The 14,983-nt window shown below is 44.8% G+C and carries 10 protein-coding genes and 1 pseudogene; 7 read left to right on the top strand and 4 right to left on the bottom strand.

Annotated elements, in window-relative coordinates; all coding sequences use genetic code 11:
• The first annotated feature begins 23 nt into the window (after positions 1-23).
• From aceE to E8Q33_RS09415, 6 genes and pseudogenes are all read left to right on the top strand, one after another.
• A complete protein-coding gene (aceE, locus tag E8Q33_RS09440) occupies positions 24-2,678 on the top strand; it encodes a pyruvate dehydrogenase (acetyl-transferring), homodimeric type (protein WP_069295408.1) in 2,655 nt (884 codons plus the stop codon).
• A gap of 3 nt (positions 2,679-2,681) precedes the next feature.
• A pseudogene (gene aceF / locus E8Q33_RS09435) lies at positions 2,682-4,006 on the top strand (dihydrolipoyllysine-residue acetyltransferase).
• Positions 4,003-5,796, top strand: coding sequence for a dihydrolipoyl dehydrogenase (lpdA, locus tag E8Q33_RS09430; protein WP_136554346.1), 1,794 nt, complete (start codon positions 4,003-4,005; stop codon positions 5,794-5,796). The pseudogene aceF and the gene lpdA overlap by 4 nt, the downstream one beginning before the upstream one ends.
• A gap of 71 nt (positions 5,797-5,867) precedes the next feature.
• The gene (locus E8Q33_RS09425) at positions 5,868-6,689 is read left to right on the top strand and encodes a Dam family site-specific DNA-(adenine-N6)-methyltransferase (protein ID WP_247870010.1); all 822 of its coding nucleotides are present in this window, start codon (positions 5,868-5,870) and stop codon (positions 6,687-6,689) included.
• 50 nt (positions 6,690-6,739) lie between these two features.
• Positions 6,740-7,951: an argininosuccinate synthase gene (locus E8Q33_RS09420; RefSeq protein WP_136554344.1), complete on the top strand. Its 1,212-nt coding sequence runs from the start codon at positions 6,740-6,742 to the stop codon at positions 7,949-7,951.
• 25 nt (positions 7,952-7,976) lie between these two features.
• The gene (locus tag E8Q33_RS09415) at positions 7,977-9,014 is read left to right on the top strand and encodes a GGDEF domain-containing protein (protein WP_069295404.1); all 1,038 of its coding nucleotides are present in this window, start codon (positions 7,977-7,979) and stop codon (positions 9,012-9,014) included.
• On the opposite strand, the gene E8Q33_RS09410 is transcribed toward E8Q33_RS09415, so the two are convergent.
• From E8Q33_RS09410 to purB, 4 genes are read right to left on the bottom strand one after another with little or no spacing between them, the layout of a single operon-like run.
• On the bottom strand, positions 9,015-9,617 hold the full coding sequence (locus tag E8Q33_RS09410; protein ID WP_136554342.1) for a nitroreductase family protein: 603 nt from the start codon (positions 9,615-9,617) through the stop codon (positions 9,015-9,017).
• Positions 9,618-9,633: 16 nt separating this feature from the next.
• The gene (locus E8Q33_RS09405) at positions 9,634-10,416 is read right to left on the bottom strand and encodes a secretin N-terminal domain-containing protein (protein ID WP_136554340.1); all 783 of its coding nucleotides are present in this window, start codon (positions 10,414-10,416) and stop codon (positions 9,634-9,636) included.
• Positions 10,413-10,919 (bottom strand): hypothetical protein, encoded by a 507-nt coding sequence (locus E8Q33_RS09400; RefSeq protein ID WP_136554338.1) that lies wholly within the window; start codon positions 10,917-10,919, stop codon positions 10,413-10,415. Before E8Q33_RS09400 ends, E8Q33_RS09405 begins: the two co-directional genes overlap by 4 nt.
• Positions 10,920-12,287: an adenylosuccinate lyase gene (gene purB, locus E8Q33_RS09395; protein WP_136554336.1), complete on the bottom strand. Its 1,368-nt coding sequence runs from the start codon at positions 12,285-12,287 to the stop codon at positions 10,920-10,922.
• A 138-nt stretch (positions 12,288-12,425) separates the two neighbouring features.
• Between purB and acnB the strand changes: the two genes are divergently transcribed.
• Positions 12,426-14,963 carry a bifunctional aconitate hydratase 2/2-methylisocitrate dehydratase gene (gene acnB, locus E8Q33_RS09390; protein ID WP_136554335.1) on the top strand — a complete coding sequence of 846 codons (2,538 nt, stop codon included), beginning with the start codon at positions 12,426-12,428 and terminating at the stop codon, positions 14,961-14,963.
• Positions 14,964-14,983 lie beyond the last annotated feature (20 nt).

The raw sequence follows: 14,983 nt of genomic DNA, 5'->3' as shown, positions 1-14,983 counted from the left end.
CGTTGAGATTTAAGAAGGTATATATGACTGATTTTGTCGATCACGATCCACAAGAAACGCAAGAATGGTTGGACGCTCTCGAGTCTGTGCTTGAAGCGGCCGGTGACGAAAAAGCCCATTACATTATTGAAAAACTCATTGATAAGGCCCGCCGTAGCGGTGTAAATCTGCCTTACAGTGCCAATACCGCATACGTAAATACCATTCCGGTGGATCAGCAGGAGCGTATTCCTGGTGACCAGGCAATGGAACACAAGCTCAGATCGTATATCCGTTGGAACGCGATGGCGATGGTGGTTAAAGCCAATATGAAACCCGGCGCTGTCGGTGGACATATTGCGAGTTTCTCCTCCGCTGCAACACTCTATGATGTTGGTTTTAACCACTTCTACCGAGGCGATAACCATGAAGAAGGCGCCGATATGGTGTTTGTTCAAGGTCATTCTGCACCTGGTATCTATGCCCGTTCTTTCCTCGAAGGTCGCCTGACCGAAGAACAGTTAGATAATTTCCGTTTTGAAGTGGATGGCAAAGGTCTGTCTTCCTATCCTCATCCATGGTTGATGCCGGATTACTGGCAGTTCCCGACAGTATCAATGGGCCTTGGTCCAATTCTGTCTATTTATCAAGCACGTTTCATGAAGTACATGCATCATCGTGAAATCGCCAAAACAGCAGGCCGCCATGTTTGGGCTTACTTAGGTGATGGTGAGATGGATGAACCGGAATCATTGGGTGCCATCACTCTGGCCGGTCGTGAAAAACTCGATAATCTAATTTTTGTCGTCAACTGTAACCTGCAACGTCTTGATGGTCCTGTTCGTGGTAATGGCAAAATTATTCAAGAACTTGAAGCCTTATTCCGTGGCGCTGGCTGGAATGTATTAAAAGTTATCTGGGGCAGCGGTTGGGATCAATTGCTGGCACGTGATACTGATGGCTGGTTGCTGAAACGCATGGAAGAAGTGGTCGACGGCGAATACCAGAATTACAAAGCTAAAGATGGTGCTTATGTTCGTAAGCATTTCTTTGGTAAATATCCAGAGTTGCTGGATATGGTTTCAGATATGACTGATGAAGATATCTGGCACTTGAGTCGTGGTGGTCATGATCCACGCAAGATTTACGCAGCTTATAAACAAGCAGTAGATCATGTTGGTCAACCAACCGTTATTCTGGCTAAAACCGTTAAAGGTTATGGTTTGGGTCAAGCGGGCGAAGGCCAGAACACCACGCATCAGCAGAAGAAAATGGAACTGGAACATATGAAACGCTTCCGCGATCGTTTCAATATTCCTATTCCTGATGATGAAATTGAACAAATCCCTTACATCAAACTTGATGATGACAGCGCAGAGAAAAAATACCTGCTGGAACGTCGTGAAGAGTTAGGCGGATTTATTCCAAAACGTAATCACAGTGCACCTGCGCTGGAGATTCCACCATTAAGTATTTTTGATGCTGTACTGAAAGATAGTGGCGATCGTGAATTATCAACCACAATGGCATTTGTACGGATATTGACCGCATTAATTCGTGATAAGAATATTGGCAAGAATATCGTGCCAATCGTACCGGATGAAGCACGTACTTTTGGTATGGAAGGCTTGTTCCGTTCAATCGGCATCTATTCTTCATCTGGTCAGAAGTATGAACCGGAAGATTCGGGCAAAGTTATGTGGTATCGCGAAGATACCAAAGGCCAGATCTTGGAAGAGGGTATCAATGAAGCCGGCGCCATGTCGGAGTGGATTTCGGCTGCAACTGCTTATTCCAACTACAACGTTAATATGGTGCCGTTCTACATCTATTACTCGATGTTCGGTTTCCAACGTGTTGGTGATTTGTGCTGGTTGGCCGGTGATATTCAGGCCAAAGGCTTCTTGTTAGGTGGTACAGCGGGACGCACCACACTAAATGGTGAAGGTCTGCAGCATCAGGATGGACACAGTCTGATTCTGGCCAACACTATTCCAAACTGCCTAAGCTACGATCCAACCTATGCCTATGAAATGGCGGTTATCGTCCATGAAGGCATGCGCCGGATGTATGAGAAACAGGAAGGCGTGTTCTATTACATCACTGCGATGAATGAAAACTATACCCATCCGGCAATGCCTGAAGGTGTGGAAGAGGGCATCATCAAAGGTCTGTATCAGTTGAAATCGGGTGGCAAACACAAAGTTAAAGCCCAATTAGTTGGTAGTGGCACCATCCTGCGTGAAGTTGAAGCTGCTGCTGAAATGCTGGAAAAAGACTGGAATGTTTCTGCCAATGTGTGGAGCGCAACCAGTGTGAACGAACTGGTACGTGATGGTATGGATGTGGAACGTTACAACCGTTTGCACCCGACTGCTGAGAAAAAACGCAGCTATATTTCACAATGCCTGGATGATCAAGAAGGTGTAGTTATCGCGTCTACAGATTATATGCGTCTGTATGCCGAGCAATTACGTCCGTGGATCAAACAACGTTATGTTGTACTGGGTACCGATGGTTTTGGTCGCAGTGACACTCGTGAAAGATTACGCAGCTTCTTTGAAGTGGATCGTTATCACGTGGTAGTTGCTACCCTCAGTGCATTAGCTGACGAGGGTACTATTAAATACGATGTGGTTGCTAAAGCTATCAAGCAATACAACATTGATGCTGACGCAACAAATCCAGTTAAGGTTTAAAACATGGCAGATTTAATCGAATTAAAAGTCCCTGATATTGGTGATTTTGATAGCGTTGAAATCATTGAAGTATTAGTCGCTGAAGGTGATTCAATTAATGCTGATCAGGAAGTGATCACCATTGAGTCCGATAAAGCGATGATGGAGATCCCATCATCGCTCAGCGGCACCATCAAAGAAATGAAAGTCAAAGTCGGTGATAAAGTCAGCGAAGGTTCTGTTATCGCTTTAATTGAATCCAGTGATTCAGCTGCAACGAGCGAAAAAGCAGAAAAGCCAGCTGAGAAAGCTGCTGAAAGCAAACCGGCAGAGAAAGAAAAACCAGCTGTGGCTGAAAGTAAACCAGCACCAACTCCTACGGTTGCTAACCCAGAGCCAGAAAGAACTGAAACATTGCCTTATGCACCGGATACCGGTTCAGCTAAAAAACCTTCACATGCATCACCTTCAGTAAGGCAGTTTGCTCGTGAATTAGGTGTGCCATTGGCCGCTATCGTTGGCAGCGGTCAAAAAGGCCGTATTACTAAAGAAGACGTACAAAACTTTGTTAAACAGGTGATGAATGCACCTGCACCAAAAGCGGCTGAAGGCGCTGGTATTCCATCTGTTCCGGTAATAAATTTTGAACAGTTTGGCGAAATCGAAAGCAAAGAATTATCCAGAATAAAGAAAATCTCCGGCAAACATTTGCACGCTTGTTGGTTGAATATTCCTCATGTGACGCAGTTTGATGAAGCCGATATCACTGAGCTGGAAGAATTCCGTCAGGAAAACAAAGACATGGCTGCCAAGAAAGGTGTCGGTCTGACGCCATTGGTATTCATTATGAAAGCCGTTGTTGCCTGTCTGAAACAATACCCTGAGTTTAATGCTTCCCTAAGTGAAGACAAACAAAGCCTGATTTACAAAAAGTACTACAACATCGGTGTGGCCGTTGATACGCCAAATGGTTTGATGGTTCCGGTGATTCGTGACGTTGATAAAAAAGGCTTTCTGGAACTTGCCGGTGAATTGGGTGAAATCAGCGCCGGGCGCGTGAAGGCACTTTAACAGCCAAGGATTTACAGGGTGGAACCTTCTCTATCTCTAGCCTTGGTGGTATTGGTGGTCAATTCTTTACCCCGATTGTTAACGCTCCTGAAGTCGCTATTCTCGGTGTTAGCCGTCATCAGATGAAACCTGTCTGGAATGGTAAGGAATTTGAACCGCGGCTAATGTTGCCATTGTCGATTTCATATGATCATCGTGTAATTGATGGCGCTGCCGGCGCTCGCTTTACTGTGATGCTTAATCAAATGTTGTCGGATATCAGAAAGGTATTGTTATGAGTTTGATTGAAGTCAAGGTGCCGGATATCGGTGATTTTGATGCAGTTGAAATTATTGAAATCCTGGTTGCTGAAGGCGATTCAATTAGTGAAAATCAAGACATTATCACGCTTGAATCAGATAAAGCCGCGATGGAAATCCCTAGCTCTGCTGCCGGTATTATCAAGTCTTTGAAAGTTAAAGTTGGTGATAAGGTAGCTCAAGGTGATCTGATTCTGACGTTGGAAAGCGAAGCTGATTCTGCAACTGAAGAAAAACCGGCTGAAACGGAAAAAGAATCTGCCAAGCCTGCCGAAACAAAAGCAGAAAAACCTGCTGAAAAACCCCAGGCTGCCCCAACTGCCAAGGCTGAACTAGCAACCGATGCCGATATGCAAGCCGAAGTAGTGGTTTTAGGATCCGGCCCTGGTGGTTATACGGCAGCATTTCGTGCAGCGGATTTAGGCAAGCAGGTGATTTTGATCGAGCGTCATCAACGCATCGGCGGTGTTTGTTTGAATGTCGGTTGTATCCCGTCAAAAGCATTATTGCATACCGCTCACGTGATTAATGAAGCTAAACATATTGCTGAAAATGGTGTGACGTTTGGTGCGCCAAAAATTGATATTCGCAAAGTCGCAGATTGGAAAGACAGCATTGTTTCCAAGTTGACTGGCGGATTATCGGCTTTGGCCAAGCAGCGTAAAGTTACGGTGGTACATGGTGAAGCCCAATTTGCCGGTGCAAATCTGATGCAAGTCAAAACTGACGATGGTGTTAAAACTATCAGTTTTGAAAACTGCATTATTGCCGCTGGTTCACGTGTAACTAAAATTCCAGTTTTCCCTAATGATGATCCACGGATGATGGACTCTACTGATGCGTTGGAATTGGAAGATATTCCAAAAAAACTGCTGGTTATTGGCGGTGGCATTATTGGTCTGGAAATGGCCACTGTATATAACGCGCTGGGTTCTGAAATCAGTGTTGTTGAATTGCAGGACAGTTTGATTCCAGGCGCCGATAAGGATCTGGTCAAACCGTTGCACAACCATATTCAAAAACAATACAAAGCGATTTATCTGAAAACCAAAGTCAGCAAAATCGATGCAATGAAGTCAGGTCTCAAAGTCACTTTTGAGGGTGATAATGCGCCGGAACCACAAACCTACGACAAGATCCTGGTTGCGGTTGGCCGTTCACCAAACGGTAAATTGATTAATGCAGAAGCGGCGGGCGTAACCGTCAATGATTATGGTTTTATTGAAGTCAATCAACAGATGCAAACCAATGTGCCGCATATTTATGCGATTGGTGACATTGTCGGCCAACCAATGTTGGCACATAAAGCAACACATGAAGGCAAAGTTGCTGCAGAACATATTGCTGGTAAAAAGGTAGCCTTTGATCCGATGACAATTCCTTCGGTGGCTTATACCGATCCTGAAGTTGCCTGGATGGGACTCAGTGAAGATGAAGCCAAGAAGCAGGGTATTGAATACGTTAAAGGTGCTTTCCCTTGGGCGGCAAGTGGTCGCAGCTTGAGTGTTGATCGTGATGAAGGTTTAACCAAAGCACTGTTTGATAAAGAAACCGGTCGTTTACTCGGTGCCGGTATTGTCGGACCAAATGCCGGTGAGTTAATTGCTGAAGCCGTATTGGCACTGGAAATGGGGGCTGATGCAGAAGATATTGGCTTAAGCATTCATCCACATCCGACCTTGTCAGAAACCTTTGCCTTTGCTGCCGAAATGGCTGAAGGTAATATCACGGATTTAATGCCGCCACGTAAAACATTACATAGTAAATAAGTTAATGTCAGCTGTTCAGAACAACCCCGTTGTTCTGAACAGCTTTATCCATAATTCAGTGATGAACTGCCTTGCATGCCGCGGATCCAGCCAGTGATAACTCAGCTATGACCAGAGATGATTCTGTGCTTAAACCGCCTTTAAAATGGGCGGGGGGCAAACGCTGGCTAATTCCGAAACTGTTAAAGTTGTGGAAGAAGTTTCCCGAACATCGACTGGTCGAACCCTTTTGTGGTGGTTTGTCCGTTGCTTTGGGATTAAATCCGCAGCAAGCTTTATTAAACGATGTAAACCCGGCACTGATTAATTTTTACCGCCAATTACAGCAAGGCTTAACCATCGATTTGCCACTGGCAAATGATGAACAGCTTTATTACCAATATCGTAAACAATTCAATGATATCGCTGCAGATAATGAAGTTGAACGTGCTCAATTATTTTATTATCTGAATCGAACTGGTTATAACGGCTTATGTCGGTTCAATAAAAGCGGCGGCTATAACGTGCCATTCGGGCGTTATAAAACCATCAATTACGTCAGTGACTTTGCGCCCTATCAATCTGTTTTAAGCAGGTGGGAATTCAGCAACACCGATTTCGCCAACCTTACTCTTCAGCAGAATGATTTTATCTATGCTGATCCACCTTATGATGTGCCTTTTCGACAATATTCCCAGCAAGGTTTTGACTGGGAAGATCAGGTGAGATTGGCTGAGTGGCTGGCAAAACATGATGGACCGGTGGTGTTGTCTAATCAGGCTACAGACAAAATTAAAAAGCTCTATCGTGATCTAGGATTTAGCTTGAGATACCTTGATGCACCTCGCACCATTAGCTGCAAAGGTGATAAACGCCAGTCAGCAAGAGAAGTGCTTGCTTTACGCGGATTTTGATACAATAACGCACCAATTTTTAATTTCTTCGATACAGGATTTCTTCCCCCATGTCTGACATCAAAAAAGTCGTATTAGCCTATTCAGGTGGCTTGGATACTTCGGTTATTCTCAAATGGCTGCAGGATAAATATCAATGTGAAGTCGTGACCTTTACAGCTGATCTGGGCCAGGGTGAAGAAGTTGAACCAGCTCGTGCTAAAGCCCAGTCTTTAGGTATTAAAGAAATTTATATCGAAGATTTACGTGAAGAATTCGCGCGTGATTATGTTTTCCCGATGTTTCGTGCCAATGCTATTTATGAAGGTGAGTACCTGTTAGGTACCTCTATTGCACGTCCGTTAATTGCTAAACGTCTGGTTGAAATTGCAGCTCAAACTGGTGCCGAGGCGGTTTCACATGGCGCTACTGGTAAAGGTAATGATCAGGTCCGTTTTGAGCTGGGTGCATATGGTCTGAATCCGAACATTAAAGTTATCGCTCCTTGGCGTGAATGGGATTTGTTATCACGTCAAAAACTACTGGATTATGCAGAACAACACGGTATTCCAGTTGAAATGAAACAGGGCAAAAAATCACCTTATTCAATGGATGCCAACTTGCTGCATATTTCTTATGAAGGTGGGATTCTTGAAGACCCATGGGCTGAAGCAGAAGAAACCATGTGGCGTTGGTCAGTTTCTCCTGAAAATGCTCCCGATAAAGCAACTTATCTGGAACTGAGCTATGAGAAAGGCGACATTGTCGCTATCAATGGCGAACGTATGACACCTGCACAAGTCATGACGTACTTGAACAAAGTTGCTGGTGAGAACGGTGTAGGACGACTGGATATTGTTGAAAACCGTTATGTGGGTATGAAGTCACGCGGTTGTTATGAAACTCCGGCTGGTACAGTGATGTTACGTGCGCATCGCGCCATCGAATCACTGACTCTGGATCGTGAAGTCGCCCACCTGAAAGATGAGTTGATGCCACGTTATGCCAGCATGATTTATAACGGCTACTGGTGGGCCCCAGAACGCTTGATGATGCAGACAATGATAGATGCATCACAGCATAGCGTGAACGGTGATGTCAGAATCAAATTGTATAAAGGAAACGTCACTGTGGTAGGCAGACGGTCAGCGACAGACAGTCTGTTCGATGAATCAATTGCAACATTTGAAGACGATGCTGGAGCGTATAATCAGAAAGATGCAGAAGGCTTTATTAAACTCAATGCACTACGATTAAAAATAGCAGGGAAGAAGAAAAAATAGGCATCAGGAACTTGCCGGAGAGATTATGAAATACAGCGAGCAAGATGAGCGCACATCAGAGTGGATGCGATTAGCGCTTTCAAAAATGAAACAATTCGATATTGCTCCAACGCCGGCGAATTATGCGCTATGGTTTGAGTATGTATCCGGTACCAATCTCTCTTTGACTGAAGCAGTAGATAACGAAATTGAGATGTCTGGAAAACTGACAGCACAGCAATGTCATTTGTTGTACGAGCAGTTTTTTGATGATGATAAAGATCGGGCTGCCATGTTTGAGATGCGCCAGGAATTGGCGCGATTACTTAAACAAGTATTGAATTACGTCTATACCGGTGTCACCACAACTGGTCGTAGTAACAGCCATTTACAAAGCATGTTAAGTCGTTTGCAACCTGATTTAAATCGTCAGCAATTGCATACGCTTATTGAAGAAGTGTTGATTGAAACTCGGTTGGCTGTTTCATCAGGCGAATTACTTAATGAACAATTGAATGGTGCAATGACCGAAGTTGCTGCATTGAAAAAAGAGTTGAGTGATTCGCGACGTGAAGCGATAACGGACAGTTTGACGGGTTTGGCCAATCGTAAACATTTTGATGATTTGATCCATCAAATGACACGCGATGCCGATCAGAATGGTATGGACGTCTCAGTTATCTTTTCCGATGTGGACATGTTCAGCACCATCAACGAAAAACATGGCCAGTTAGTCGGCGATCAAGTGTTAAGAGTGATTGCCGAATTAATGAAAACGTCGCTGAAAGGCCGGGACCTGGTTGCCCGCTATGGTGGTGAAGAATTTGCTGTCATTCTGCCAAATACCAGCATGCAGAATGCTCGCATTCTTGCTGATACTATTCGTCAGGATCTTGCCAGTAAGCGTATTCAACGTAAGGATACCCGTGAACCATTAGGTACTATAACCATGTCATTTGGCGTCGCACGTTATGTGCCGGGTGAGGGCGTGGATAGTTTCCTGCAACGTGTGGATCGCGCTGTGTATTTAGCGAAACGACGAGGGCGCAACAATGTCTGTGATGCGCCGCCGCCGATTATCTGATTAAAAACTATCGGTAAAAAACACTTCCTCGAGCGGTAATTGACCGGCTCGGGGACGTGCATCCTCCAGCTTTTTACCTACGGTAATCATCATCACAATAATATGATCGTGTGGCAGGTTGATGATGCGAGCGACTTTATCAAAATCAAAGCCATCCATCGGGCAGGTGTCATAACCCATGCCTTTTGCCATCAACATAATATTCATCGCTGCAATGCTGGCTGATCGAACACATTCATCACGTTGACCTTGATGATGATTCGCATAGTAATTTTCAATAGCCGGTAGGATAGCTTTTTGAGCTGCTACGGGTGCATGTTGCCAATAACGTTCAGGCTGTTTTTCCCAGGCATTTAAATCAGCACAAAGCACCAGTAACAACGATGAATCTACTACTTGCGCCTGACCCCAGGCCGCTTCCAGAATTTGCTGACGTTTCTGAGTATCTTGTACCCGCACAAACCTCCAGTGCTGAATATTGAAAGCCGTAGGCGATAGGATGGCATGTTCCATCAGTTCGTTGACTTCGGCTTCGGTCATTTGATGTGCTGGGTCATAATGTTTGACCGAGCGACGAGTTTGAATCGCTTCTTTTATATCCATTGTTTTGCAGGGTTACTCAGTTAAGTTCGATTTTAAGATACAGCCACTGTTGTTGATCCTGATGACTGCGATAGGTTTTAGCATTTTGTTGCTGACGCTGTTGTTCGCCAATTTGGCCAATCAGGATCCACTGATCAACAGGTCCTGTGACTGTAGTGAGCAGACTGGTAGTGGTGATATCGCCATTACGATGCATTTTGGAAAATAAAGGCAGGATATCGACGCGGGCTTGTTGATTGCCGAGAATATTCACTCTTGCCTGAAAGCCATTATCCAGTTGAATGTACTGTGTCGTTTCTTGAACAGCAATACCACCATGAGGGTAAAAAATAAGCTGTTGCTGATTATCGGCGACTGCACGGCCCATTTGTATATCAATCGGCTGACCAGCAATACCCCGTGCCTGATATTGTTGATCACGTTCACGACTATCTTGAGTTGACCAGCGTTTTATTTGTACAGATGAATTTTGCGGATCCTGTAAATCAATATTCAGTTGATCATCAGCAAACCGTTCATCAATCAGTTGTTGTTTGGTACGCAGCACTGTAACAGTCAGGCTTTGCTGCCGGCTATCCAGTTGTTTGACCAGTTGTTCAATTTCTTGAAAGCTTTGCGACGAACTTTTGATAATCAGCAGATTATCGTGACCATTGATAGTAGTGTAGTTATCGACCATCGGTTCAATCATCGGCAATATTTCTGCTGCCAGTCTATGTTGCAAGGTAATGGTTCTGATTTGATCAGCATAAGCAGGTAACGCCAGCAATAAAAATGCTACCGAATAGATTAGTTTCATAATAAGAACCGCCTTGTCGCCACATCTGCAGAGCTGTGATTCCAGCATTCTTCAAACTGTTGTTTGAGTTCACGTACCGTCAAGGGATCATGCAGATTTACTTGTCCCAGGTAACGTTGATTATTAAGACAACGTAAATAGCCAGAATCATCCACCAACAGCACAATATTTTTAGGCCGTTGGTGTTTATCTGACAAAATATGCACGCTGATCGAGCTGGTGAGCTTGGAAACTAACGGTAACAGTCGGTGTGAATTAATGATGCTGCTTTGGGTTTCATCTACCAAAAATCTAATCTTTGACCGGCGACTACTTATACAAAGCTGTTTGATGCATTCAATAATCGCTAAGTTGTCGAGCAAGGTTGAATCCAGTTGACTACCGAGAAAACAAATTTCGCGCTGAGCTGATTCCACCAATGCCAAGGCAGCCGCAGCCGCCTCATGTTTACCATCAAACGCGATGATTTGATTGTTGTTGGCATTAATGGGTTGTTCAGTCATCTAGCAGTTTTTTGCCTGTTCAATGGCATTGCCGATGTAGCTGGCAGGCGTCATATCTTTTAAAGAAAATTTGGCGGCATCAGGCAGATCCAGCGAATCAATAAACTCATGCATGATTTGTTTATTAACGCGTTGTCCACGGGTTAACTCTTTAAGTTTTTCATACGGGTTTTCAATGCCATATCGACGCATGACAGTTTGAATTGGTTCGGCCAATAACTCCCAGTTGGCATCCAAATCTGCCGCCATCGCTTCTGGAGCCGCTTCGAGTTTGCTGATACCTTTCAGTGCAGAGCTGTAAGCCAATAAAGAATGAGCAAAGCCAACACCAATATTACGTAATACGGTTGAATCCGTCAGGTCACGCTGCCAACGTGAAATAGGCAGTTTCATCGCCATATGATCGAAAGTTGCATTGGCAATACCCAGGTTACCTTCCGCATTCTCAAAATCAATCGGATTCACTTTGTGTGGCATGGTGGAAGAGCCGATTTCGCCCTTTACGGTTCTTTGCTTGAAGTAACCAATCGAAATGTAGCTCCAGACATCACGACAAAAATCGATCAGCACAGTGTTAAAACGAATCATTGCCTGGAATAATTCGGCCACATAATCATGTGGTTCAATCTGAGTGGTGTATTTGTTCCAACGCAGGCCCAGTCCGGTGACAAAAGCATTGGCCATCATTGGCCAGTCGATATTCGGGTAGGCAGCATAATGGGCATTATAGTTACCAACAGCGCCGTTCATTTTTCCGTAAAGCAATACGGCAGCAACATGAGTGCGTTGCAGTTCCAGGCGTTTGACAACATTGGCTAACTCCTTACCCAGCGTAGTGGGCGAAGCCGGTTGGCCATGAGTACGTGACATCATCGGTGTTTCAGCCTGTTCCAAAGCCAATTTCTTTAATGCACCAATCAGCGTATCCATTTCCGGTAGGATAACCTGCTCACGGGCATTTTTAAGCATGATGCCGTAGGCGGTGTTATTGATGTCTTCCGAGGTGCAGGCAAAATGCACAAACTCATTTACTGCATCAAGTTCTGCATTGTTTTTGAATTTACGTTTGATGAAGTATTCAACCGCTTTAACATCGTGGTTGGTCTCACGTTCGATAGCTTTGATTTCCGCCGCATCTTCAACTGAAAAGTTATTCATTAAATCATTAAGAAACTGTTCAGCGGTTTCGCTTAATTTTGGGACTTCCTGGATATCGGCATTCGCACCAAGTAAATGCAACCAACGGCACTCAACTTCGACACGAGCTCGCAGCAAACCATACTCACTGAAATAGGGGCGTAAAGCCTTGGTTTTATCGGCATAACGACCATCAACTGGTGAGATGGCAGTAAGAGCTGTTAATTCCATGAAAACTCCATTAAAAATAAGCTGAAAATTGGCCGAAATTATAGCAGAATTTGGCTGTATTTCTGGATTTGATTCAGTTTGCTTTGTGATTTTGCGTTAAAATACCGTCCATCTTGGTTTTAACTTCGGAGCGTTTTCGTGCTGCTAGAATATCAAAAACATGTTGATGAGCGGGCTGCAGAGGGTTTGCCGGCTTTACCTTTGGATGCACAACAAGTATCGGACATTATTGAAGGGCTCAAACAGCCACAAAATGGGGACAGCGAAGCATTACTCGAATTGCTGGTTCACCGTGTTCCACCTGGTGTAGATAAAGCAGCCTATGTCAAAGCGGGCTTTCTCGCTGCAATTGCAAAACAGGAAACGCAATGTGATTTGATAACACCTGTTCGGGCGACTGAACTACTGGGTACGATGATGGGAGGATATAACATCCATCCATTAATCGATTTACTGGATTATGACGCTACTGCCGAAGCCGCACAGACAGCATTATCCAAAATCGTGATGGTCTATGACGCTTATCACGACATTGTTGAAAAAGCCAAAACAAATCCGTACGCAAAACGTGTTTTGCAATCCTGGGCTGAAGCTGAATGGTTTTTATCCAGACCGCAATTAGCCGAATCAATCACGCTTACCGTATTCAAGGTTCCCGGTGAAACCAATACCGATGATTTGTCGCCAGCAACAGAGGCATGGAGTCGACCGGATATTCCATTGCATGCTAAGGCTATGTTGGTCAGTAAAATGCCCGGAGCACTGGATACCATCATCACGCTGAAAGAAAAAGGTTATCCATTAGCCTATGTCGGTGATGTGGTCGGTACGGGGTCTTCACGTAAATCTGCCATTAACTCTGTGCTTTGGCATATGGGCCATGATGTACCGTTTGTGCCTAATAAACGCCAGGGTGGTGTTATTTTAGGTAATAACATCGCGCCGATTTTCTTTAATACCGCAGAAGATTCTGGCGCTCTGCCAATCGAATGTAATGTCGATAAATTAGAGATGGGTGATGTTATTACCATCAAACCTTATGAAGGCAAAATCTATAACCAAGCGGGTGAGGTCGTTTCCGAGTTCACCTTGCGTCCGACAACCATTGCTGACGAAGTTCGTGCCGGTGGCCGTATTCCATTAATTATTGGTCGTGGATTAACCGATAAATCCCGCGAAACATTGGGCATGCCAGCATCTTCAGTGTTTATGCGTCCAGTAGAACCGGTGCATAGTGACAAAGGCTTTACGCTAGCACAGAAGATGGTGGGTGTAGCGTGCGGTGTTGAGGGTGTTCGCCCTGGTGCTTATTGTGAGCCAAAAGTCACTACTGTCGGTTCCCAGGATACAACGGGTGCCATGACTCGTGATGAGTTGAAAGAATTAGCCTGTCTGGGATTCTCCTCAGATTTGGTCATGCAGTCATTCTGTCATACCGCAGCTTATCCGAAACCGGTTGATATCAAGCTGCAGCATGAATTACCGGAATTTATCAGTACCCGTGGCGGTGTGTCATTACGCCCTGGTGATGGCGTTATTCATTCATGGTTGAACCGGATGATTTTGCCGGATACCGTCGGTACTGGCGGTGATTCACATACCCGGTTCCCGATTGGTATTAGTTTCCCTGCAGGCTCTGGCTTGGTGGCATTTGCTGCTGCACTGGGCGTTATGCCATTGGATATGCCGGAATCAGTATTAGTACGTTTTAAAGGTGAAATGCAGCCGGGTATTACGTTGCGTGATCTGGTTAATGCGATTCCCTATGCTGCTATTCAGGAAGGATTGCTGACGGTTGAAAAGAAAGGTAAGAAAAATATCTTTAATGGCCGTGTTTTGGAAATTGAAGGCCTGCCGGATCTGAAAGTTGAGCAGGCATTTGAATTGTCTGACGCCTCAGCAGAGCGTAGTGCCAATGGCTGTACTGTTAGATTAAATAAAGAACCGATTATCGAGTTCCTCAACTCAAATATTTCGTTAATGGAATGGATGATTGCGGAAGGCTATGCCGATGCCAGAACGCTGCAACGCCGCATTGATGCGATGCGTGCATGGCTGGCTGATCCACAATTGCTCGAACCGGATGCTGATGCAGAATATGCTGCGGTTATCGAGATTGATTTGAATGAAATCAAAGAGCCATTACTGGCCTGTCCGAACGATCCGGATGATATCAAACCATTATCCGAAGTCGCTGGTGCCAAAATCGATGAGGTGTTTATCGGATCCTGCATGACCAATATTGGTCATTATCGTGCAGCAGGTAAAGTGCTAGAGAAAATGGGTAATCTGCCTGTTAAACTTTGGGTCGCTCCGCCGACCAAGATGGATCAGCATCAATTAACGGAAGAGGGCATCTACAGTATCTTTGGTCGTGTTGGTGCTCGCACTGAAACCCCGGGTTGCTCATTATGTATGGGTAACCAGGCACGGGTGGCGGATAATGCCACGGTAGTTTCAACTTCTACTCGTAACTTCCCGAATCGTTTGGGTAACGGCGCAGATGTATATTTATCTTCTGCTGAACTCGCGGCTGTAGTTGCCAGTCTGGGACGTATCCCAACAGTTGCCGAATATCTGGAGAAAGTCGCCGGTATCCAGCCAATGGCTAATGAGATCTACCGTTATCTGAACTTTAATGAGCTGGAGCACTATCAGCGTGCTAAAGCCAGTTAATCTAGCGAATCATGGAAATA

The organism is Methylophaga sp. SB9B, assembly GCF_004832235.1.
In the GTDB taxonomy this organism is placed as follows: Bacteria; Pseudomonadota; Gammaproteobacteria; order Nitrosococcales; family Methylophagaceae; genus Methylophaga; species Methylophaga muralis.
The sequence above is the reverse complement of the archived record's forward strand: the minus strand, read 5'-3'. Positions and strand labels throughout refer to the sequence as shown.

What these genes read in the sequence shown, in the direction of transcription:
- aceE (WP_069295408.1), top strand. Translation starts at nt 24, where the DNA reads ATGACTGATTTTGTCGATCACGATCCACAAGAAACGCAAGAATGGTTG.
- lpdA (WP_136554346.1), top strand. Translation starts at nt 4,003, where the DNA reads ATGAGTTTGATTGAAGTCAAGGTGCCGGATATCGGTGATTTTGATGCA.
- E8Q33_RS09420 (WP_136554344.1), top strand. Translation starts at nt 6,740, where the DNA reads ATGTCTGACATCAAAAAAGTCGTATTAGCCTATTCAGGTGGCTTGGAT.
- E8Q33_RS09415 (WP_069295404.1), top strand. Translation starts at nt 7,977, where the DNA reads ATGAAATACAGCGAGCAAGATGAGCGCACATCAGAGTGGATGCGATTA.
- E8Q33_RS09410 (WP_136554342.1), bottom strand. Translation starts at nt 9,617, where the DNA reads ATGGATATAAAAGAAGCGATTCAAACTCGTCGCTCGGTCAAACATTAT.
- E8Q33_RS09405 (WP_136554340.1), bottom strand. Translation starts at nt 10,416, where the DNA reads ATGAAACTAATCTATTCGGTAGCATTTTTATTGCTGGCGTTACCTGCT.
- E8Q33_RS09400 (WP_136554338.1), bottom strand. Translation starts at nt 10,919, where the DNA reads ATGACTGAACAACCCATTAATGCCAACAACAATCAAATCATCGCGTTT.
- purB (WP_136554336.1), bottom strand. Translation starts at nt 12,287, where the DNA reads ATGGAATTAACAGCTCTTACTGCCATCTCACCAGTTGATGGTCGTTAT.